18 protein-coding genes are annotated in these 21,512 nt (G+C 44.6%); all 18 read left to right on the top strand.

The window, feature by feature from the left end:
• Nucleotides 1–18 precede the first annotated feature (18 nt).
• A complete protein-coding gene (locus GPK81_RS15865) occupies nt 19–762 on the top strand; it encodes a glycosyltransferase family 2 protein (RefSeq protein WP_178745439.1) in 744 nt (247 codons plus the stop codon).
• Nucleotides 763–965: 203 nt separating this feature from the next.
• Complete coding sequence (locus GPK81_RS15870; protein WP_178745436.1) at nt 966–2,240, top strand: acyltransferase family protein; 1,275 nt, start codon at nt 966–968, stop codon at nt 2,238–2,240.
• Nucleotides 2,240–3,541, top strand: coding sequence for an adenylyltransferase/cytidyltransferase family protein (locus tag GPK81_RS15875; RefSeq protein ID WP_021976005.1), 1,302 nt, complete (start codon nt 2,240–2,242; stop codon nt 3,539–3,541). The genes GPK81_RS15870 and GPK81_RS15875 overlap by 1 nt, the downstream gene beginning before the upstream one ends.
• A gap of 3 nt (nt 3,542–3,544) precedes the next feature.
• Nucleotides 3,545–5,824, top strand: a complete 2,280-nt coding sequence (locus GPK81_RS15880) for a LicD family protein (RefSeq protein ID WP_178745433.1) — start codon at nt 3,545–3,547, stop codon at nt 5,822–5,824.
• A gap of 41 nt (nt 5,825–5,865) precedes the next feature.
• Nucleotides 5,866–7,020, top strand: coding sequence for a hypothetical protein (locus GPK81_RS15885; protein WP_215707336.1), 1,155 nt, complete (start codon nt 5,866–5,868; stop codon nt 7,018–7,020).
• Between the two features lies 1 nt (nt 7,021).
• Complete coding sequence (locus GPK81_RS15890; protein ID WP_442860750.1) at nt 7,022–8,830, top strand: thiamine pyrophosphate-binding protein; 1,809 nt, start codon at nt 7,022–7,024, stop codon at nt 8,828–8,830.
• A 1-nt stretch (nt 8,831) separates the two neighbouring features.
• The gene (locus tag GPK81_RS15895; RefSeq protein ID WP_215707337.1) at nt 8,832–9,569 is read left to right on the top strand and encodes an SDR family NAD(P)-dependent oxidoreductase; all 738 of its coding nucleotides are present in this window, start codon (nt 8,832–8,834) and stop codon (nt 9,567–9,569) included.
• Nucleotides 9,570–9,895: 326 nt separating this feature from the next.
• A complete protein-coding gene (gene rpmG / locus GPK81_RS15900) occupies nt 9,896–10,045 on the top strand; it encodes a 50S ribosomal protein L33 (protein ID WP_044961412.1) in 150 nt (49 codons plus the stop codon).
• A 25-nt stretch (nt 10,046–10,070) separates the two neighbouring features.
• Nucleotides 10,071–10,277: a preprotein translocase subunit SecE gene (secE, locus tag GPK81_RS15905; protein ID WP_021976010.1), complete on the top strand. Its 207-nt coding sequence runs from the start codon at nt 10,071–10,073 to the stop codon at nt 10,275–10,277.
• A 15-nt stretch (nt 10,278–10,292) separates the two neighbouring features.
• Nucleotides 10,293–10,814: a transcription termination/antitermination protein NusG gene (nusG, locus tag GPK81_RS15910; RefSeq protein WP_015525332.1), complete on the top strand. Its 522-nt coding sequence runs from the start codon at nt 10,293–10,295 to the stop codon at nt 10,812–10,814.
• Nucleotides 10,815–10,882: 68 nt separating this feature from the next.
• Nucleotides 10,883–11,308 carry a 50S ribosomal protein L11 gene (rplK, locus tag GPK81_RS15915; protein ID WP_015525333.1) on the top strand — a complete coding sequence of 142 codons (426 nt, stop codon included), beginning with the start codon at nt 10,883–10,885 and terminating at the stop codon, nt 11,306–11,308.
• A gap of 95 nt (nt 11,309–11,403) precedes the next feature.
• A complete protein-coding gene (gene rplA, locus GPK81_RS15920; protein WP_021976011.1) occupies nt 11,404–12,099 on the top strand; it encodes a 50S ribosomal protein L1 in 696 nt (231 codons plus the stop codon).
• A 252-nt stretch (nt 12,100–12,351) separates the two neighbouring features.
• The gene (locus GPK81_RS15925; RefSeq protein WP_021976012.1) at nt 12,352–13,347 is read left to right on the top strand and encodes a D-alanyl-D-alanine carboxypeptidase family protein; all 996 of its coding nucleotides are present in this window, start codon (nt 12,352–12,354) and stop codon (nt 13,345–13,347) included.
• Nucleotides 13,348–13,540: 193 nt separating this feature from the next.
• Nucleotides 13,541–13,804 carry a hypothetical protein gene (locus GPK81_RS15930; protein ID WP_215707338.1) on the top strand — a complete coding sequence of 88 codons (264 nt, stop codon included), beginning with the start codon at nt 13,541–13,543 and terminating at the stop codon, nt 13,802–13,804.
• Nucleotides 13,750–15,216, top strand: coding sequence for a leucine-rich repeat protein (locus GPK81_RS15935; protein ID WP_215707339.1), 1,467 nt, complete (start codon nt 13,750–13,752; stop codon nt 15,214–15,216). Before GPK81_RS15930 ends, GPK81_RS15935 begins: the two co-directional genes overlap by 55 nt.
• 985 nt (nt 15,217–16,201) lie before the next feature.
• Nucleotides 16,202–18,463, top strand: coding sequence for a formate C-acetyltransferase (gene pflB / locus GPK81_RS15940; RefSeq protein ID WP_252196679.1), 2,262 nt, complete (start codon nt 16,202–16,204; stop codon nt 18,461–18,463).
• A gap of 8 nt (nt 18,464–18,471) precedes the next feature.
• Nucleotides 18,472–19,221, top strand: a complete 750-nt coding sequence (gene pflA, locus GPK81_RS15945; protein WP_118071711.1) for a pyruvate formate-lyase-activating protein — start codon at nt 18,472–18,474, stop codon at nt 19,219–19,221.
• 211 nt (nt 19,222–19,432) lie between these two features.
• A partial coding sequence (locus tag GPK81_RS15950; protein WP_215707341.1) for a diguanylate cyclase occupies nt 19,433–21,512 on the top strand: 2,080 nt, incomplete at its 3' end.

Consider the following 21,512-nt stretch of genomic DNA (forward strand, 5'->3'; position numbering starts at 1 on the left):
AAAAGGGAGGTCGTTTTTATGGAAAAACCACTGGTTTCCGTGATCATGCCGGTTTATAACGGTGAGAAATATATTGGAAAAGCAATCGAGTCCGTACTGGCACAGAACGTTCCAACAGAACTTCTTGTCATTGATGACTGCTCCACAGACAAAACAGAACTTACCGTAATGAAATATATGGACAGCGGAAATATCCGTTATATCCGAAATAAAGAAAATATGGGAGCCGCCCGTTCCAGAAACCGGGGAGTAAAAGCTTCAAAAGGAAAATACATTGCCTTTCTGGATGCGGATGACTGGTGGGAAAAGGGCAAGCTGGAAGCACAGGTAAAGACGATGGAGCTTACCGGATGTGATATCTGTTCTACCGGGAGAGAGCTGATGCAGCCGAATGGACACACCACAGGGAAATACATCCCGGTAAAAGAACGTATTACCTATCATGATCTTCTGAAACATAACAGCATTAACTGCTCGTCTGTGCTTCTTAAGAGAGAAGATGCCCTTGCGTTTCCGATGACTCACGATGACAGTCACGAAGACTATATTACCTGGCTGAAGATACTTCGGAGAGGCGGTTTTGTAGTGGGGATCAATAAACCGTATCTGAAGTACCGGCTCAGCGAAGGGGGAAAATCCAGAAACAAACTGAAATCTGCCGCAATGACTTATCAGGTGTATCGTTATGTCGGATATGGACGTCTGAAAAGCCTGCTCTTTTTTATTTCCTATGCAGTTCACGGAGTATGGAAATACCGTTAAAAACAGGGATTACAGGGAAAAAAATATCGTCCTGTATAGTTTTGGAAATGGAGAATAATTGTGGCAAATATTAATTTTTTATTTCCAAATTCATAAAGGTATGTTATTATTTATTCATACTTTCATCAAAATTAAGTAAGAATCTCTGACCTGATGAAGGAACAGAGGGAATTATCAGTAAGAATATTACAAGGTGGAAACAAATGAAACAGAGAATGGAAAGTCAGGGGGTACCATATTCCTACCTGGTTGATAACATTAAAGTATTATTGATTTTTCTTGTTGTATTTAACCATCTGATCGCTTTTCAGCTGGTTAAAGTGGACGTTGTGGTGCGTTATGTATGGTATGCCATTACTATTTTTCATATGCCTGCATTTGTATTTATGTCCGGATATCTGTCCAAGAAGCCGCAGGATGTGCTGAGGAATGTGAAGAATCTTCTGATTCCTTATATTCTTGGATACAGCCTGACCTGGTATGCATATATCTGGCTCGGCAAGAGTATGGATTATGAGCTGCTTCGCCCGTCTGGCACGGTTATGTGGTATGTGCTGGCATTATTTGCATACAGACTGACTATTGAAGCACTGGGTAAGGTGCGTTTTATTGTGCCGATAAGTATTATTTTTGCGTTATGGGCAGGAACAAGACCGGAATTTACAACATATCTTTCTACTTCAAGGATTGTTGTATTTTTTCCTTTTTTTGTGGCAGGCTATCTGTGGAAGAGTGATTATACCAAGATTGTCCGTAAGTTCAAGGGAAAATGGGTTCTGGTGCCGATTTCGGGACTGCTTCTGTACGGAATCCCGAATTTTATGATCGCCAATGAAATGCCGGTTGATATCCTCAGAGGTAATCACTCTTATCAGGTATCGGGAATGGATGATGTCACTGGAATGCTGATCCGTCTTCTGATGTATCTGGTATCTTTTGTGCTGGTCCTTACTTTTCTGGCACTGATGCCGGACAGGAAGCTGCCGATCACCTTCGTGGGAAGAAATACCATGGGTATTTACTTCTTCCATTATCCGATCATGATCGTGTTAAATGGTCTGCTTCTTCTCAGCATCCCGCAGACATTGAATGTATGGGCACTGTTCGGAATTTCCTGGCTGTTTGTGCTGATTCTCGGAAGTGCGCCGGTTTCCTTCATTTACAATGGCATCCTGAAGCTTCTGACTTTTATCCTGTTTAAGAAAGAAAAACAGGTCCAGGATGAAGGACTGGAGGAAGAATACGACGAAGAAGACGACTATGAGATCATGCGTAAGAGAAAGAAAGCGATCGAAGAGCTGGCTGCAACACTGGAGGAAGAGACAGAGGATGCCGGAGATCCTCAGGAGTTTCAGGAGCTTCAGGATGCACTGGAAGAAGAGAATGACAGTGCGGAAGAGTTTTTTGATGAAGAAGATTTTTATGTGGAAGAGGACATGCTGACGGGAAAGGAAGATCAGAAAGAGCAGGACGTATAATGAAAAGAGTCATTACTTATGGTACTTTTGATCTGTTCCATCAGGGACATTATAATATTCTGAAGAGGGCAAGAGAGCTGGGAGATTATCTGATCGTGGGAGTCACCAGCGAGAGTTATGATATTGAACGCGGTAAGCTGAATGTTCAGGACAGCCTCCTGAAAAGGATTGAGAATGTCCGGAAAACAGGTTTTGCAGATGAGATCATTGTAGAGGAATATCAGGGACAGAAACTCAGCGATATCACCAAGTATAATATTGACCTTCTGGTTGTCGGATCGGACTGGCGCGGGAAGTTTGATTATCTTAAGAACTATTGCCAGGTGGTTTATCTGGAACGGACCAAGAATATTTCCAGCACCAAACTGAGAAGTGAGGGAACCATTTACCGTGTAGGCATTGTAACTGATGATGCGGAAGATAATGGAATGGTTCTGGAATCCAAATTTGTAAGCGGGCTTCATGTGGAGAGTGTTTACTCAGAGGATATTTTTGTTGCCCGGGAGTTCTGTGACAGATATGAACTGGACTCTTATGGTACAGATTACGGGGAATTCCTGAACGGTCTGGATATCATCTATATTAAATCCGGTCTGAAAAACAGGGCGGCTTATATAAGGCATGCACTGGAGCAGAATAAATATGTGATCAGTGACACGCCGATGACGCTGGCTCCGGGGGAAATGGAAGAACTGTTCGCACTTGCGAAAGAACACAGGGTAGTTCTTGTGGAAAGGCTTACCCTTGTTTATCTGCGCGCTTTTACACAGCTTGTATGGCTTACACATGGTGCGCTGGTAGGAGATGTGATCGCTGTAAAGTGTGCGGTTTCCCAGGATGATTTTGAAGGCGGCAAGACATTTAACGAGACAGTAAGCCAGGCGCTCTGTGCATGCATCAAGCTTCTTGGCAGCAATTATCTGGATGTGAATACCAATGCTGTGAAGGGAAATAACGGAGAATTTATTTATGATATGATCACTGTCCGTTATCCGAAATCACTGGCGACCATAGAGATCGGAACAACGGTTGATGTGGAGAATGAGCTTGCGATCATCGGAACCAGAGGCCGCATTACAGTACCCAATGACTGGTGGAATACAGGATATTTTGAAGCGAAAGTGGAAGGTCAGGAGTTTCTGAAACGATACAGCTTTAATTTCGAAGGAAACGGACTTCGTTATCTTCTTCAGGAGCTGATGATCATGATCCGTGACAGACGGACGGAGTGTACGAGATTTTTTTATGAAGAATCCGAGACGCTGGCAGAGCTTTTGAAAATTATTGATCAAAGAGGTTAACAGATGACAGAAAAACAGGAACTTCTTTTGCAGCTCTTCCGGGAGGTTGACGCAATCTGCAAAAAGCACAATCTTAGATATGTAATGGCAGGGGGAACACTGATCGGAGTTCTTCGAAATGAGGGATTTATCCCATGGGATGATGATGTAGATATCTATATGCCAAAGAGTGACTGGGATAAATTTGTAGAGATCTGCAAAACAGAAATGCCGGACAACCGGGCAATTTACTGCTCAGACGTAGACCGCACCTATACCAACAGTTTTCCGCGATATGGAAGTACAGATACCTGTTCCATCCATAAGCATCAGATCATCGGAGACGATAAAGCCGGAGAGATCATAGATGTTCTGACACTGGATCCGATCCCGGATGATGACAGGGAGTATGAGAAGTACAGAACATACATGATGATCTATACGGATCTTATCAATATCAGTATGGTAGTCGGAGCAAGATGGGAAATTTCTGCATGGAAGTATCTGTACTGGCTGTTCCGATATAAATTTTTCGGAAAAGACAGAACACTGAAAAAACTGGAAAAACTCATGTTTTCATATAAAGAGGAAGAGTGCAGCCGCTATGCCATGCGCTGGGGTGGCTGCCCGTTTCTTTTTGATAAGGATATGATGTTTCCGGTGAAATATATGGATTTTGAAGGGGAAAAGGTAATGGTTCCCCACAGGGTCAGTGATTATCTGATCTGGCATTACGGGGACGAATGGTCCTATATACCGCCTCATGGGGAAAGAGAATCCCATGAGTCTATTTATGTACCGGGAGCGAATTATCAGGAAATCCGTGATGAATATATGCCGAGGATATCCAGAGGAAGAATTCGCAGACAGATGACATTCCGTAAATTTTACTGTCTGCTTATGGCAAAAAAAGACCATAAACTGGATGTTGAGCGAAACCGGATCAGAGCAGAAGCAGCGGCGAAGGATCTTGAGGCGAGACTTCTGAGATCTGAGAGATCACTGGAAACTCTGCTGGCAGAGAAGCGCTTTGACGTGCTGAATGAGATTTTTGACAACTATTATAAGATCCAGCTCAGTGCAGAATTTATCGGCCGTGAGGATTATAACGGGATACGGCCATTTTATCATCCTACACTGATCCGTACAGAGGACGGTACTTTTCAGGCTGCCATGCTGACCCTGATCTATACAGAGCGTGTTTCCAAAGCATATCGCATGTATGAAGTACGCAGAAAAATGGATCATATTACTCCAAAAATGGAACAGACGGTGGAAGATATCCGTGCATTCCGGAAAGCTGCCAGTCTGTATGAATTTCACGAGAAGAAAGAAGCAGAAGCGATCGTAGATGACCTTCTGAAAAAATATCCGGATGCGCCTGGCTTTATAAAGTTCAAGTGCAGGTTTGTTATGGAACGCCTTGAAGAGGTGAAGGATTTTTCCGAGGCAGAAAAATTTCTGGCGTATTGTCTGAAGCATTTTCCGCAGGATGGATACTTCATCAAATATAAGGGCGATCTCCTCTGGAAAAAAGGTCTTCAGAATGAAGCCATGGAAAAGTACGCACTTGCAAGAGAAACCACCAACAATGGAATTGTGCATCTTGAGCTGGATAAGTTCCTTCAGGACAAAAAAACACAGGTCATTTCCCAGTGCAGAAAACTTCTGGAAGCACGTCATAAGTCCGAGGCATCTGTTTACATGGAACTCTGGAAAAAATTACTGCCGGAGGATACAGAAATAGACGGAGCATTTTATCTGGCAAAGGTATCTGTTGTGCGCACAAAAGCGGAGCTTGAGGAACTGGTAAAAGAGCTTTATCTGAAAATCGGTATTTCTGGTAAGATAGAAAAGAAGCCGCTTTCGGAGGAAATGCTTTACCGGGAGGCACTTACCCTGGCATGGAAACGGTTTGGATATCCGGAAGTTCTTGCTGACTGCCGTACCAGATTTCTGTGTACAGACGAAGTAAGTGATATGGAATATCTGGCAGAAGAAGTCAGAAGCTATCTGGTTCATAAGCAGTGGCAGGGAGAAACCTGGAAACTTCTTGGCGATATCCGCAGAAAGCAGGGCCAGACAAAGGAAGCTTTCGAAAATTATTTCAAAGCTCTGGAGCATATGCAGCATCCATATCTTAAGACGGAACTTGCCGGAATCTTCCTGCGAGATCTTTACAATGGCAGCAAAAGAAGTGCGTTTTTTGCAAAGAAATCCGATGTATCGGAATTTCTGGATGTCTGGCTGGATAAATACAAAAGCCAGGAAAATATTCAGGAACTTCTGAAAAAGATCATGTAGTTGTACCATACACCAAAACAATAGAAATGAGGCAGAGTGTATTGAACAGAGAACAACAGAAAGTACTGGAACTCCTTAAAGAAATAGATATCATATGCAGAAAAAACAAGATCACATATTTTCTTTCTCCGTATCTTACTCTCTGCGCAGTGACGGAACGGCCTTTTCCACTGAATCCCGAAGCTGGTGTTATATATATGAAAACCGGAGACATGGAAAGGTTCAAGAATGTTTTTGAAGAGGAACCGGTGCTGAGGAGAGCGTTGGAATCCATGGACAGTTATAAATATTTCCCCGGATTTTATCTTCGGTATACAGATAAAGACACATTGTTTTACAAGATGGATGATTACGGAAAATTTCAGTATCCCGGTATGGCAGTAAGAATACTGCCGCTGCAATGTGAATATGGTCCCAGGAGAAAATATCTCTGGAACCGTATGCGGGAAGATGGATGGAGAAGAATCCACGAAAGAAAAGAAAAGTGGAGAAATCAGAGAGCTTTTGCCTGTGTCTGTATGGTACGTCTGCTTATGCTCTGTGGAAGAGGATGGCTCGGTAAGAGGATATTTCGGGATCTGCTCCATCAGCCACAGGAAGATGTACAGAATTATGTGGTGCGTTTTCTGAATAAAAATGTCTATTATCCTGCATATGTTTTTGAGGAACAGAAGGAAGTAGAGATTGAGGGAGAACATTTTTTTATACCGGTTGATGCAGAGAAATATCTTATGACTTCCTACGGAGCGAATTACCGGGATAAAGGACCTGAGAATTACCGTCAGAGTGCCATAGCTGTGTGCAGCACACTGATTCCCTGCGAAGAATTCATGCAGCAGGGAAAAGATCTGAAGAGACTTGCTTCCCGGAGAAAAAGAAGAGCACGCCGGCAGAAATTTGGTCTCAGCTACCGGGAATATTTCAACCAGTGCTGGAATTACGCAAAGCTCTGCGGTAAAAAATATACATGTGCGAGAGCATATCGAAAGAAGTTGGATTATATCCGAAACCTGCATAAGAATCAGGATTATGTGCAGCTGGAAATTGTGTTTGGCAGATATACGGATATGATGAATAAATGCCTGAAATACGATGAGATATTTGAAGCAGATCCGGAATTACTGGATATCTATATTCAGTATCTGGAAAAAACAGGCAGAGTTGGTTTTATGGAAAAGGTAAAAAAATATGTTTAAAATGAAGCTTACAGATTATGTTGTAGAATTTTTACAGAAAAAAGGGATCCGGGATTTCTTTGGATATCAGGGAACCATGATCGCACATCTGGTAGATTCCATTGAAAAGAATCCTCATACAAAAAGTCATTCCAGCTATCATGAGCAGGGAGCTGCTTTTGCGGCCTGCGGTTATGCTCAGGCGAAAGGAGCCTGCGGCTGTGCATATGCCACAAGCGGTCCCGGAGCTGCCAATCTGCTCTCCGGCGTGGCTGATGCATATTTTGATTCGCTTCCGGTGATCTTTATTACCGGACAGCTCAATACCTATGAGTATTCCGGTATTGCAGGACTTCGACAGCAGGGCTTTCAGGAGATCGATATGGTTTCCATGGCGAAGCCGGTAACCAAGTATGCCATACAGGTCCGTGACCCGAAAGATATCGTCCGGGAACTGAACCTGGCATGGCAGATCGCCAACACAGGACGGAAAGGCCCGGTTCTTATCGACCTGCCTATGAATGTACAGAGAAGTGAAGTGGAAGATCCGGTTTATGATATGAAATTTTCTGAAGAAGAGATCGATACAGCCATATATGGAAAAAATGATCCTGAGAATGGAGCCGCTTTTTACAGGGATGCTGTTGCAAAAGCAGATTCTTCTGATGCGGCAGAGGCAGCAGAGTATATTCTGGATAAGATTAAAGGTGCGAAACGTCCGGTATTTATGATCGGCCACGGAGCGAATGGCGAAACAGAAAAAATGCTTACTGATCTCGCACGCGTCCATCATATTCCTATGATCACAAGTGTACTCGCCCGTTCTGTTCTGAAATTTGATGATCCGCTGAACTTCGGATGTATCGGCGGTGCCTACGGACACCGGTATGCAAATATGATCGCCAATGCGAAAAGTGATCTCCTGCTTTGTTTTGGGATTTCGCTCTGCACACGCCAGATCGGAACGAAGGTCCATGAGTTTGCCAAGGGAGCGGAGATCGTCCGTGTGGATATCGATCCTTATAACCTTCAGAGAGAGATCCATGAGGGAAGAAAAGGGGAGAAATGTTTTTGCGTCAGCGCAGAGGATGTAGCGTGTAAACTGACAGAGCAGCAGGCGCAGATCGGCTCTTATGAGGAATGGCTGGCTGTATGCCGGAAGATCCGAAAAGAGCTGGAGCAGGTGGATGATGCAACACCGCAGCGTTATCCGAACCGCATGATCGCATATTTAAGTGACAGGCTTTTCGATACTGGAGCCGTTGCTGTGGATGTGGGACAGCATATGGTCTGGAGCTATCAGTCCTTTCACAACCGACAGGGCCAGAAGACACTTTTTTCCGGTGGACATGGCGCCATGGGATATGCACTTCCGGCAGCGATCGGTGCTTATTATGCAACAGGAAAACCGGTGGCATGTATCTGCGGAGACGGAGCATTCCAGATGAACATTCAGGAACTGCAGTGGGTGAAGCGTGAGAACATCCCGGTAAAAATGATCGTGATGAATAATGAGGCGCTGGGAATGATCCGTCATCTCCAGAGAGACTATTTTGACTGCGTGTATGCGGATACTTCCGATGGCAGCGGATTTTCTTCCTGTAATTTCTCAGACGTGGCGCAGGCTTACAAAATTCCTGCGAAGCGTATCCAGGGAGAAGATGTGGAGAAATATGCCGGTAAGTTTCTGGAACAGAGCGGACCGGAGCTTCTGGAGATCATGCTGGAGCATGGAACTTACGCATACCCGAAGACCTGTCTGGGAGAGCCGATCCATAACCAGCAGCCTTATATACCGAAACCGATATTTGATGAACTGATGGAGTTATAAAATGGGAAAAATAACTGTGATCACAGGCGGTACCTCCGGAATCGGAAGAGGGATCGCCGAAAAGATCCTGGCGGAATCTGCGAAAGAAGACAGGATCTTTGTAACATACGGACATGATGAGAAAAAGGCTGCTGTTTTTCGGGACAGCCTTCCTGAGGAAAAAAAATCTCAGGTGATCCTGATGAAGGCAGATATGTCTTCCTATGATGAAATGATGGCTTTTGTGGAAGAGCTGAAAAAACGGGCTGATCATATTGACTGGCTGGTAAGCAACGCCGGGATCAGCACCTATGCGAAATATGAGGACTATAGTTTTGAGGAATGGACAAGGATCGTAAACACCAATCTTTCCGTGCCGGTATTCATGGTCAAAGAACTGCGGCCCATGATGGTGGAAGGCGGCAGTGTGCTTTTTACCGGTTCCTATGCAGGGCAGCAGGCGTATTCTTCTTCCCTTGTATACGGAGTTACCAAGGCGGCCATTCATTTCCTGACCAAATCTCTGGTAAAGGAATTTGAGCCAAAAGGCATCACCGTTAATGTCATTGCACCGGGATTTATCGAAACTCCCTGGCACAGTGCCCGCACCCAGGAGAGCTACGACCGTATCAACAGAAAGATCGCCCTTCACAGGTTTGGAACTGTGGAGGAAGTGGCGGATATGGCGTACGCGGTGCTGTCTAATGGGTATATGAACGGCAGTGTTGTGGATATCCATGGAGGATATGATTACTTTTAATACCAGTCGAAAGTGTGCAGGAAGACAGAAGAAGACACGTTGTGCCTGCACATAAGAGGCTTCTTATGACTTGCTGCATAGGGGCGACGCCCCGAAAACGAGATGCAGCGAAGCGGAATCGAGTTTGTGCACTTGAGGCGTCTGTATGGAACCGTGAATTTCTTTATATATTAAGCGAAAAAGGCTTGACTTGCACACCTGCTCTGTGATAAAATTGACGAGCGACATGGAAGTTAGGTCTTTTTTTTATGCCCGAAAATGACGACGGATACACGTTCCGGGCGGCGTAAAAGACCGTGCAAATGAAAACACTGGAGGTGGAAGTTGTGCGCGTTAAGATTACATTAGCATGCACCGAGTGCAAGCAGCGTAACTACAATATGACGAAGGAGAAAAAGAACCATCCTGAGAGAATGGAGACCAAGAAATATTGTAAGTTCTGTCATACACACACTCTGCACAAGGAAACAAAGTAATCACAGAGATTTGTGAGGTTATGCTATGGAAAAACAGAAATCTGCGGATAAGCCGCAGAAGAAAAGTTGGTTTCAGGGACTTCAGTCAGAATTTGAGAAGATTGTCTGGACAGACCGTCCCACACTGGCAAAGCAGACTGTTGTGGTCGTGATCATCACGATCATCCTGGCAGCGGTTATCAGTGTAATGGATTCCGGAATCCTGGAATGCATTAATTTCTTAATGAAGTAAGGACAAGGTGATTATATGTCAGAAGCAGCAAAATGGTACGTTGTCCATACCTATTCCGGGTATGAGAACAAGGTAAAAGCCAACATTGAAAAGACGATCGAGAACAGACACCTGGAAGACCAGATCCTGGAGGTACGTGTTCCGCTGCAGGATGTAGTGGAGATGAAGAACGGAACCTCAAGACAGGTTCAGAAAAAGATGTTTCCAGGCTATGTGCTTCTCAATATGGTGATGAATGACGATACCTGGTATGTTGTCCGTAACACCAGAGGTGTTACCGGATTCGTAGGGCCGGGATCGAAGCCTGTGCCTCTTACAGAGGAGGAAATGATGCCGCTTGGTATCCAGAAACCGGATATCGAAGTGGACTTCGCAGAGGGCGACATGGTAGTCGTTACTGGTGGTGCATGGAAAGATACTGCAGGTGTGATCACAGGTATCAACATGCAGAAACAGACAGTAACGATCAATGTTGAGCTTTTCGGTCGTGAAACACCGGTAGAGATAAGTTTCACAGAAATCAAAAAAGCTGAGTAATTAAAAAACAAGGTAACAGCAAGTGGGAGGGACACACCCCCGCCAATACCACATAGGAGGTGCCGAAAATGGCAAAGAAAGTAACAGGATATATCAAATTACAGATTCCGGCTGGTAAAGCAACTCCAGCACCACCTGTAGGTCCGGCTCTTGGACAGCACGGTGTAAACATCGTACAGTTTACTAAGGAGTTCAACGCAAGAACAGCTGATCAGGGAGATCTTATCATCCCGGTTGTCATCACTGTTTACGCTGACAGAAGTTTCAGCTTCATAACCAAGACTCCGCCGGCAGCAGTTCTTCTTAAGAAAGCTGCAAACATCAAATCTGGTTCCGGTACACCGAACAAGACTAAAGTAGCTAAAGTTACTAAGGCACAGGTTCAGGAGATCGCTGAGCTGAAGATGAAAGACCTCAATGCAGCATCCATCGAGGCTGCTATGAGCATGATCGCCGGTACAGCAAGAAGTATGGGAATCGAAGTCGTAGACTAATAAATACCGAAGATTAAGTTCGGGGTTCCCGTAGAAAAAGTGAAATTTTCAAGTGGGAGGGCTTTTCCCCGCAAATACCACAGGAGGTTATAGAAATGAAACGAGGAAAGAAATATGTGGAAGCTGCGAAAGCAGTAGACCGCGCAACATTATATGATGCACCAGAGGCTATCAGCCTTGTTAAAAAAGCAGCTGTAGCTAAGTTCGACGAGACCATCGAAGTTCACATCCGTACAGGCTGCGATGGACGTCACGCAGATCAGCAGATCCGTGGAGCAGTTGTTCTGCCACACGGAACAGGTAAAAAAGTTCGTGTACTTGTATTTGCTAAAGATGCTAAGGCAGAAGAGGCAAAGGCAGCAGGAGCAGACTTCGTAGGAGCTGAGGACCTCATTCCGAAGATCCAGAACGAGGGATGGCTTGACTTTGACGTTGTAGTTGCAACACCGGATATGATGGGCGTTGTAGGTCGTCTTGGTCGTGTACTTGGACCGAAAGGTTTAATGCCAAACCCGAAAGCTGGTACTGTAACAATGGACGTAACAAAAGCTGTTAACGACATTAAAGCAGGTAAGATCGAGTATCGTCTTGACAAATCCAACATCATCCATGTTCCGATCGGAAAGGCTTCCTTTACCGAGGAGCAGTTAAGCGACAACTTCCAGACGCTTATGGGAGCTATCACAAAGGCTAGACCTAGCACACTGAAAGGTCAGTATCTGAAGAGCGTTACAATCGCTCCGACAATGGGACCTGGTGTTAAGCTTAACCCGGTTAAATTAGCTCAGTAATAAATTTTAAATGCCCTGTACAGAGGAGACTTTGTACAGGGTATTTTTTTGTATAGGTATCTTGATTTTTTCTTCAATGCTTTTATAATAAATAAGGCTCAAGCAGATTTGGAAAATTATTAGAGATTTTTCATATAAAGTTTACAGATGAAATTCTGAATTGTGTTAAGATAAAAATGACGGGGAAAACAGGGCAGATAATGTTTTCCACGGGGATATTGTGGATGAGTTGATCTGAATGGGGAGTATAAGTTGAAATCAAAAAAGCGTAAAGCGAAGAAAATAAAAAAAGAAGTAAACAAAGTAAAAATGGCACTCTGCCTTCTGGTGGAGGCGATTGTGATCCTGACACTTGTAGTGATCATAGGCTGGAATAAAGGTGTAGGAGACTGGATGGAGTCGTTGCAGAGACCTGTTGTCCGTAAGCTTGAAATGAGCGGTATCAACAGCCCGTATGCAGTTCTGATGCAGGTAAAAGGTGGAAAGATCATCGGAAATATGAAGGGCGATGAGAAAATCTATCCAGCTTCCATGACGAAGATCATGACTGTGATCGTGGCCATTGAGAACCTGGATGATCTGGATGAGGAGATCACCCTGACTCAGGAGATGTTTGCCGGACTTTACGAGCAGGATGCCACACAGGCCGGTTTTCAGCCCGGTGAGACCGTGCGAGCCATTGATCTTCTTTATGGTGCCATGCTGCCATCTGGCGCGGAGTGCTGTATCGCACTGGCGGATACCGTAGGCGGTTCCAGGGATGGATTTGTGGAAATGATGAATAAAAAAGCGCAGAAGCTTGGAATGAATGGAACGCATTTCTGTGATACTACCGGACTGCATGATCCGGATCATTACAGTACGGTGAGGGATATTGCAGTGCTGCTCAGATATGCACTTCGGAACGATACGTTCAGAGAGATCATTGAGAGTCCGCGGCATTCTACCGGAGTTACCAACATCCACCCCAGTGGAATTACATATTACAGTACCATGTTCAAGAACCTTTCGGATACTTCTGTTACTGGGGGCAAGATCCTGGGAGGCAAGACGGGATATACCAGTGAGGCGGGCCTGTGCCTGGCCAGCTTTGCGGAAATTTATGACCGGGAATATATTCTGGTAACTGCCGGCGCTGCGGGGAATACGGGAAGCCCGCTGCATGTGCAGGATGCGGTAACGATCTATAACCGGCTTGGAAAGGCTATTGAAGCACAGATGACAGAGAGTGATGGATCGGAGTCCTGAAGACAGATAAGGGATATATTATTCCGGGTAAACTTTTTTGTGCCATGTTGTAAAATATTGACACGATTGGTATGAAAACGTATAATCATAACATAGTATTGCGACAGAGAAAACGGGTTCTGTGTATAATACACAGGATCCATTTTTTGTATTCAAAAATGGGAAAAAGTTGCAGGAGAAGGAGGAAATATCTATGAAAAAGAAAGTGGTTTCATTACTGATCGCAGGTCTTATGATGCTGGAACCATGCACGATGGCAGATGCGGCAGATCTTTCTGACACGGAAGTGATCGAGCAGAGCGTGGAAAGCGCAGGGGATTCTGTGGAGACAGAAGCAATGGGGGAGACTCCAGAGGAGACAGGAGATATTGCAGAATCCGGGGCACAGGAGCTGTTCCGGATATGCCGGATGGGCTTTTTACGCAGCCGTGGGCAGCATTCGACATTACCAGGGTAAAAGTCAGTGATGGAATCTCCACATTGGGTGCAAATACGTTTGCGAGTATGTTGTATCTGGAAGAAGTGGAACTAGGAAAAAATGTCAAAAAGATCGGAACAGAGGCATTTTACAATGACACCGTACTGAAAAAGATCAATTTTCCAGATGGCCTTACATCTGTAGGTGATGGAGCTTTCTGGTTCTGTGGAGGTCTGGAAGGAGAACTGAAACTTCCCAAAAGTATTACCAGCATAGGAAAAAAGGCTTTTAACGGCTGTGACAGCCTGAAAAGTATCGTATTGCCGGAGAGCCTGAGAGAAATTCCGGCGGGCGCATTTCAGTATGATTACAATGTTAAAAGAATATTCATTCCTGCAAGTATCACAAAAATCGACAAGACTGCGTTTGAAGGCTGTGATCCATCAGTGATCCAGTATACAGGAACACAGGCACAGTGGAAAAAGCTGCAGCTTGATACAGTTTTTAATCCGGATTTTATGAATATTGAGTATAATTTTGCATCAGATAAAGTAGATGAACATATCTGGAGCCAGGAAAGAGAATGGGACGGAGAAGATCCTTACGACTGCACGGTTGCAAGAACTAAAAGCTATCACTGCATCGTTTGCGGCGCAATCGACGAAAGAAGTACGGTTACCGTGCCAGGTAAGGAACATACCTGGAGTGCAGAGAAGATCTATGATGAAAAAAATGATATGGATTTTTATGACTGTACAAAGGGTGGAACCAAGAGTTATCATTGCAAAGAATGCGGTGCGATTGATAAAGATTCCACAGAACCGATCCTGCCGAGAAGTGCACATTCTTACGGACCATGGGAAGTGACGCAGGAAGCTACCATAAGCCAGCCGGAAAAAAAGATGCGTACATGTAAAGTATGCTATTACACAAGTAGGGTAACCGGAAATAAGCTTACCCCAACCATAAAAGTTTCCAGAACAGCAGTAACTCTGAACCCACAGCAGAAGCTGACATCCCTTTATGTGACTTATAAAAAAGGTGATTCCGTGGTTTCCTGGAAATCCAGCAATACGAAGGTTGCCACAGTTACAAAACAGTCAAACGGAAAGTGTGTGGTTGTTGCTGGCAAAACTCCAGGCAGGGCAACTCTGACCGTTACACTCAAGAGTAACAAAAAAGCATATGTGACGGTGACTGTTCGTTCTGTTAAAACGACAAAGATTACAGGGGTAAAATCTTCCCTTGTCCTTCGGGTGAAGAAAACTGCCACATTGAAACCGGTTCTTACACCGAGAACCAGTACGGAGAAGATTACTTATAAATCAAGTAATACAAAAGTTGCGACTGTTACTTCTGCTGGTAAGATCATAGCGAAGAAAAAGGGTACGGCTTATATTTATGTGAAGTCCGGAAGTAAGACTGTGAAATGTAAGGTTGTAGTGAAATGATTTTTGGCTTTTGTGAAAAGTGGGGGGAAAACCGTGGGGAAGGGAAGCATTCGAAGTTGCGAAGGCCATTTCCCTTCCCCACACCCCAACCCTCCGGCCACGCCGCTGTGATGCGTTGTAGAGGGTGATAATTTATCGGCTCAGTCCTGTATGCTGCTGTATTGGCAGCGACAGGCTGAGTCGATTTTTTGTTTTACCGTACGGGAAAGCGGCCCGCATAGCGGGCCTGTTCCCTGAGATTCATTGGAAGAGTTGGCGGGCCTGTTCCCTGAGAGCGTCTTAAACATAATTGCGGTATGAAAGTCAAGCGGATATTTGCAATCCGCTTCGCTACGTAGCTCTACACCAAATAACTGCTCCGCAGTTTATCAGGAGGAGCTTGCACTCCTCATGATACAAGCAAGTCCCCACCCATTGCTTATTGCTTTTCGCAACCCCGCAGGGGACTTACTTGATTTGGTTAAAATTAATTACAAACAGAACAGGTCCCAGGAAACAACAGAAACAGGCCTGCCAAGCAGGCCGCATTTCGTCCAAAGCGAATAAAAATCGGCACAACGAACCACACTCAATACCGTAGAATCCATCGCCCCTCCGATAAACATACACATTCCCACAACCTGCAGCAAATTGCGTGGCCGGAGGGGAGGAGCGCGAGGAGGGGAAATGGCCTTCGCAACTAGGAATGCTTCCCCTCCTCGCAAAAACGCCCGCAGCGAAAGCGCCCCGCCCGGGCAGGGCAAAACCCACTGCGAAGTGCGTCTCCAGACGCGCCCACAATGTACAATATCTAGTACAATTTTATCATTAATTTTATCAATAGTACAATCTCTTGTATATTATAAAAAACATACATCCAATCTGTTGACTTTAAAATCTGAATCTGGTATCTTATGGTCGTCATGAGAAATGTTATATATTACTAACTGCGCGGGCAGTGAACGAATAATCATTGAAACAGAACAAAGAAAGGATGTGCAACAAATTGGCAAAAGTTAATTTCGAGCAGTGGAACGGATTCAAAGGCGATCGTTGGAAAGAGAAGATCGACGTTCGTAACTTCATCAGCATGAACTACACACCATACGACGGAGATGCTTCCTTCCTGGAAGGACCTACAGAGGCTACAGATAAACTCTGGGGTAAACTTCAGCAGCTTCAGAAAGAGGAACGTGCAAAAGGCGGCGTTCTCGATATGGAGACAGAGGTAGTTACAGGTATCACAGCATATGGACCTGGATACATTGACGAAGATATGAAAGATCTCGAGCAGGTTGTAGGTCTTCAGACAGACAAACCTCTGAAACGTGCTTTCATGCCATACGGCGGAATCAAGATGGCAGAGCAGGCATGCGAGACTTACGGATACCACGTAAGCGACAAGATCAAAGACATCTTCAATAACTACGAGTTCAAGACACACAACCAGGGTGTATTCGACATCTACACACCAGAGATGAAGAGAGCACGTCACAATAAGATCCTTACAGGACTTCCGGATACTTACGGACGTGGACGTATCGTAGGTGATTACAGACGAGTAGCTCTTTACGGAATCGACTTCCTGATCGCAGGTAAAGAGAAAGACTTCGCAGCATGCGATCGTCAGGGTATGAGACGTTATGATTTCCAGCTTCGTGAGGAGATCGCAGACCAGATCCGCGCTCTGAAGAAGATGAAAGAAATGGCTCAGATCTATGGCTTTGATATTTCCCAGCCGGCCAAGAACGCAAAAGAAGCATTCCAGTGGCTGTACTTTGGATATCTTGCAGCGATCAAAACTCAGAACGGAGCTGCAATGAGTGTTGGACGTATCTCCACATTCCTTGATATCTATATTGAGAGAGACCTTGAGAACGGAACTCTTACAGAGAAAGAGGCACAGGAGCTTGTTGACCATATCGTAATGAAATTCCGTATGGTTAAATTCGCTCGTATCCCGTCTTACAACCAGCTCTTCTCCGGTGACCCGGTATGGGCAACTCTGGAAGTAGCAGGTATGGGACAGGACGGACGTTCCATGGTAACAAAGAACGACTATCGTTTCCTTCATACACTTGAGGATATGGGACCGGCTCCGGAGCCAAACCTTACTGTTCTCTATTCTTCAAGACTGCCTGAGAACTTCAAGAAATATGCAGCAGACATCTCTGTTACAACAAGTTCCATCCAGTACGAGAACGATGATGTTATGCGTCCGGTATGGGGCGATGACTACAGCATCTGCTGCTGTGTATCTGCTACAGAGACAGGTAAAGAGATGCAGTTCTTCGGCGCTCGTGCAAACCTTGCAAAATGCCTTCTTTATGCGATCAACGGTGGTGTTGACGAGAAGACAAAACAGCAGGTAGGACCACAGTACCAGCCGATCACTTCCGAGTACCTTGACTATGATGAAGTAATCCAGAAATACGACCAGATGATGGACTGGCTTGCACATCTGTATGTTGGAACACTGAACATGATCCACTACATGCATGATAAATACTACTATGAGGCAGCTGAGATGGCACTCATTGATACAAAGGTTGACCGTTCTTTTGCAACTGGTATCGCCGGATTCTCACATGTAGTAGATTCCCTTTCCGCTATCAAATATGCAAAAGTAAAAGCAATCCGTGACGAGGACGGAATCACAACAGACTTCCAGGTTGAGGGTGACTTCCCACGCTATGGTAACGATGATGACAGAGCAGATGAGATCGCAACAACACTGCTTTCCACATTCCTTGAGAAACTGAAACACATCCATACCTATCGTGATTCCAAGCCAACCACATCCATCCTTACCATCACATCCAACGTTGTATATGGTAAAGCTACAGGATCTCTTCCGGACGGAAGAAAAGCCGGTGAGCCTCTGGCACCGGGAGCTAACCCGTCTTACGGCGCAGAGCAGAACGGACTTCTTGCTTCCCTGAACTCTGTTGCAAAACTTGACTATGAGGATGCCCTTGACGGAATCTCCAATACTCAGACCATCAACCCGGATGCCCTTGGACATTCTGAGGAAGAGCGTACAGAGAACCTTGTAAACGTACTTGACGGATACTTTGACCGTGGTGCACATCACCTCAATGTAAACGTATTCGGTAAAGAAAAACTCATCGATGCTATGGAGCATCCGGAAAAAGAGGAGTATGCAAACTTCACGATCCGTGTTTCCGGATATGCTGTTAAGTTCATCGACCTTACAAGAGAGCAGCAGCTTGACGTTATCGCAAGAACCTGCCACGAAAGGATGTAATAAAAAATATGGACGACCAGAAAAAAATCACTGGCTACGTCCACTCACTGGAGAGCTTCGGCTCTGTTGACGGACCAGGAGTCCGGTATGTGATCTTTTTGAGCGGCTGTGCCATGCGCTGCCAGTTCTGCCACAATCCGGACACCTGGCAAATGAAAACAGGAACGGAGTACACAGCAGATGAGCTGCTTGAAAAAGCATGTCGATACCGCTCTTACTGGGGAAGTAAGGGCGGTATTACTGTGAGTGGAGGCGAGCCACTGTTACAGATCGATTTCCTCACTGAGCTTTTTAAGAAAGCCAAGAAACTTGGAATCCACACAACACTTGATACCAGCGGCAATCCTTACACAGAAGAGGGCCCATGGCATGAAAAATGGGAAGAGCTGATGAAATATACAGATCTTGTCATGCTGGATATCAAACATATTGATGAGGAACAGCACAAGATCCTCACAGGATGTACCAACAAAAATATCCTTGCCATGGCGAAGAAACTTTCCGATATGGGCATAGCCATGTGGATTCGCCATGTACTGGTACCGGAGCGCAATGATCGTGACGATTACCTTCATCGCCTGGCTGATTTTATCGGTACGCTGAAAACTGTAGAGAGAGTGGAAGTTCTTCCGTATCATACGCTCGGAATTTTCAAATGGGAAAACCTTCATCTTGACTATCCGTTGAAAGGTATTAATCCTCCAACAAAAGAACGGATTGAAAATGCGGAGAAAATCTTGGGAGCAGGTACACATTAACGCACATATCTGAGGCAGGCTTCGGGTCAAGCGGATATTCGCAATCCACTTCGCTACTTGCTCATAACCATATCACATGTCTAAAAATCGACATGGATATGGTTTTTTTATATTTCTCACTATACTTTAAAAAAAATTAATGATATCATAGATATAATAGGTAATAAAAATGAAATGGAATACTATGGACAGGTAAAGCAAAGGAAGAAGAATGGGGACAAAAGATATCATGACAATGCAGGAAGTACAGGAGATGAAGCAGCAGCTGGAGCAGGTTTTTTCTATTGTACGTCTGCTGGATGGAGAAATACTGGAAACAGGAGAGGGAATAGAGCCCCCATGTCAGTGCTATTCCATATGGGGTAAGGACGAAAGATGTACTAACTGTATTTCCAGAAAAGCACTGAAAGAAAAACGCCAGAAAACAAAAATAGAAATAGTAGACTCTAAAGTTTATCAGGTAATTTCCAAATATCTGAATATTGATGGCAAACCATATATCATGGAAATGATCAATAATCTGGAAGATGACGATATCATTGATTCAGAAGACAGAGAGAATCTTCTTGCAGAACTCAGTGGATATGCGGATGAATTGTATAAAGACGCTCTTACAGGTGTTTTTAATCGAAGATATTATGAGGATAAGGTCAGAAATCTGGAGAGTTCTGCCGGCGTGGCTATGGTGGATCTGGATGATTTTAAACTTTATAACGATACCTATGGACATGATGCAGGTGATAAAGCATTAAAGGTAGTTGTGGAGGTTATCCGTCGACATGTACGTAAGACAGACAAGGTTGTTCGTTTCGGAGGAGATGAATTTCTGCTTCTGATCCCGGATATCAATGTAGATAATTTTACAAAGAAGATGAAGGAGATTCAGGAGGAAGTTCATGCAGCCAGAGTTCCTGGATATTCTCAGCTGAAGTTGTCAGTAAGTATTGGCGGAGTACTTTCTACCGGAGAAAAACTGGGAGAAGCAGTACTTCGTGCGGATAAGTTTATGTATCGTGCGAAACAGCGCAAAAATATGGTCGTGATCAGTGAAAATGAGATTGCAGGAAGAAACAGCGCACAGGAGATCCTTCTGCAGGATAAAACAAGGCTGACGATCCTGATCGTAGATGATTCCGAGATGAACCGCTGCATTTTGTCGGAAATGCTTGGAGCAGATTATGATATTCTGGAAGCGACCAATGGCGAGGAAGCCATCAAGCTTCTGAGACAGTATGAAACCGGAATCTCGCTTGTACTTCTTGACCTGGTAATGCCCGTAATGGATGGATTCGGTGTACTGAGTTATATGAACGAAAGAAACTGGATCGAGGATATTCCGGTTATCATGATTTCCGGGGAGGACTCTGTTTCTTATGTAAGACGGGCCTTTGATCTGGGAGTTGCAGATTATATCAAGAAACCGTTTGATGCGCAGGTTGTATACAAGCGTGTTTATAATACCATTACTCTGTATGCGAAACAGAGAAGACTTCTGGTTCTTGTCACAGATCAGATTTACGAGAAAGAAAAGAATAATCGTATGATGATCAGCATCTTAAGCCAGATCGTAGAATTCAGAAATGGTGAGAGTGGAGCTCATGTTTTGCATATCAACATTATCACGGAACTGATCTTGGAGAGACTGATACAGAAAACGGACAAGTATGATCTGTCCAGTTCTGTAAGAAGAATGATCGTTACAGCATCTGCTCTTCATGATATCGGAAAGATTGGTATTGATGACAAGATCCTGAATAAACCAGGCAAACTGACAAAAGAGGAATTCGAGGTTATCAAGACACACAGTGCCATCGGTGCCTCCATGCTGGAGAACCTGGAATATTATAAAAACGAACCGCTGGTTCGGATTGCCCATGACATCTGCAGATGGCATCACGAACGCTACGATGGAAAAGGCTACCCGGATGGCCTGAAGGGAGAAGAAATCCCGATTTCCGCACAGGTAGTTGCACTGGCTGATGTATATGATGCGCTGATCAGTGATCGTGTATATAAGAAAGCTTATTCCCATGAGAAAGCGGTTGAGATGATCCTGAATGGAGAATGTGGAACTTTTAATCCGCTCCTCCTGGAATGTCTGAAAGATATTCAGGGCCGTCTGAAAGAAGAAATGACTACAATGTCAGAAGAACGTGCAGAAACTGAAGACAGCGGAAGCGCCACTTCAGAATTTGAAGGCTACGAAAAGACAAAAGAAGAGCTTTTTAAATCTATGTCAGAAGATATTCGAAAAGAATATATAGATACTATCCCAACAATCGGGGGGGGGG

This window comes from Blautia sp. MCC283 (assembly GCF_018785565.1).
GTDB lineage: Bacteria > Bacillota > Clostridia > Lachnospirales > Lachnospiraceae > Blautia_A.

Bases quoted from the DNA above. Each gene is read 5' to 3' on its own strand.
- GPK81_RS15875 (WP_021976005.1), top strand. From the start codon at position 2,240: ATGAAAAGAGTCATTACTTATGGTACTTTTGATCTGTTCCATCAGGGA.
- rplA (WP_021976011.1), top strand. From the start codon at position 11,404: ATGAAACGAGGAAAGAAATATGTGGAAGCTGCGAAAGCAGTAGACCGC.
- GPK81_RS15880 (WP_178745433.1), top strand. From the start codon at position 3,545: ATGACAGAAAAACAGGAACTTCTTTTGCAGCTCTTCCGGGAGGTTGAC.
- GPK81_RS15935 (WP_215707339.1), top strand. From the start codon at position 13,750: ATGCCGGATGGGCTTTTTACGCAGCCGTGGGCAGCATTCGACATTACC.
- nusG (WP_015525332.1), top strand. From the start codon at position 10,293: ATGTCAGAAGCAGCAAAATGGTACGTTGTCCATACCTATTCCGGGTAT.
- rplK (WP_015525333.1), top strand. From the start codon at position 10,883: ATGGCAAAGAAAGTAACAGGATATATCAAATTACAGATTCCGGCTGGT.
- pflA (WP_118071711.1), top strand. From the start codon at position 18,472: ATGGACGACCAGAAAAAAATCACTGGCTACGTCCACTCACTGGAGAGC.
- GPK81_RS15890 (WP_442860750.1), top strand. From the start codon at position 7,022: ATGAAGCTTACAGATTATGTTGTAGAATTTTTACAGAAAAAAGGGATC.
- secE (WP_021976010.1), top strand. From the start codon at position 10,071: ATGGAAAAACAGAAATCTGCGGATAAGCCGCAGAAGAAAAGTTGGTTT.
- GPK81_RS15870 (WP_178745436.1), top strand. From the start codon at position 966: ATGAAACAGAGAATGGAAAGTCAGGGGGTACCATATTCCTACCTGGTT.
- GPK81_RS15895 (WP_215707337.1), top strand. From the start codon at position 8,832: ATGGGAAAAATAACTGTGATCACAGGCGGTACCTCCGGAATCGGAAGA.
- GPK81_RS15865 (WP_178745439.1), top strand. From the start codon at position 19: ATGGAAAAACCACTGGTTTCCGTGATCATGCCGGTTTATAACGGTGAG.
- GPK81_RS15930 (WP_215707338.1), top strand. From the start codon at position 13,541: ATGAAAAAGAAAGTGGTTTCATTACTGATCGCAGGTCTTATGATGCTG.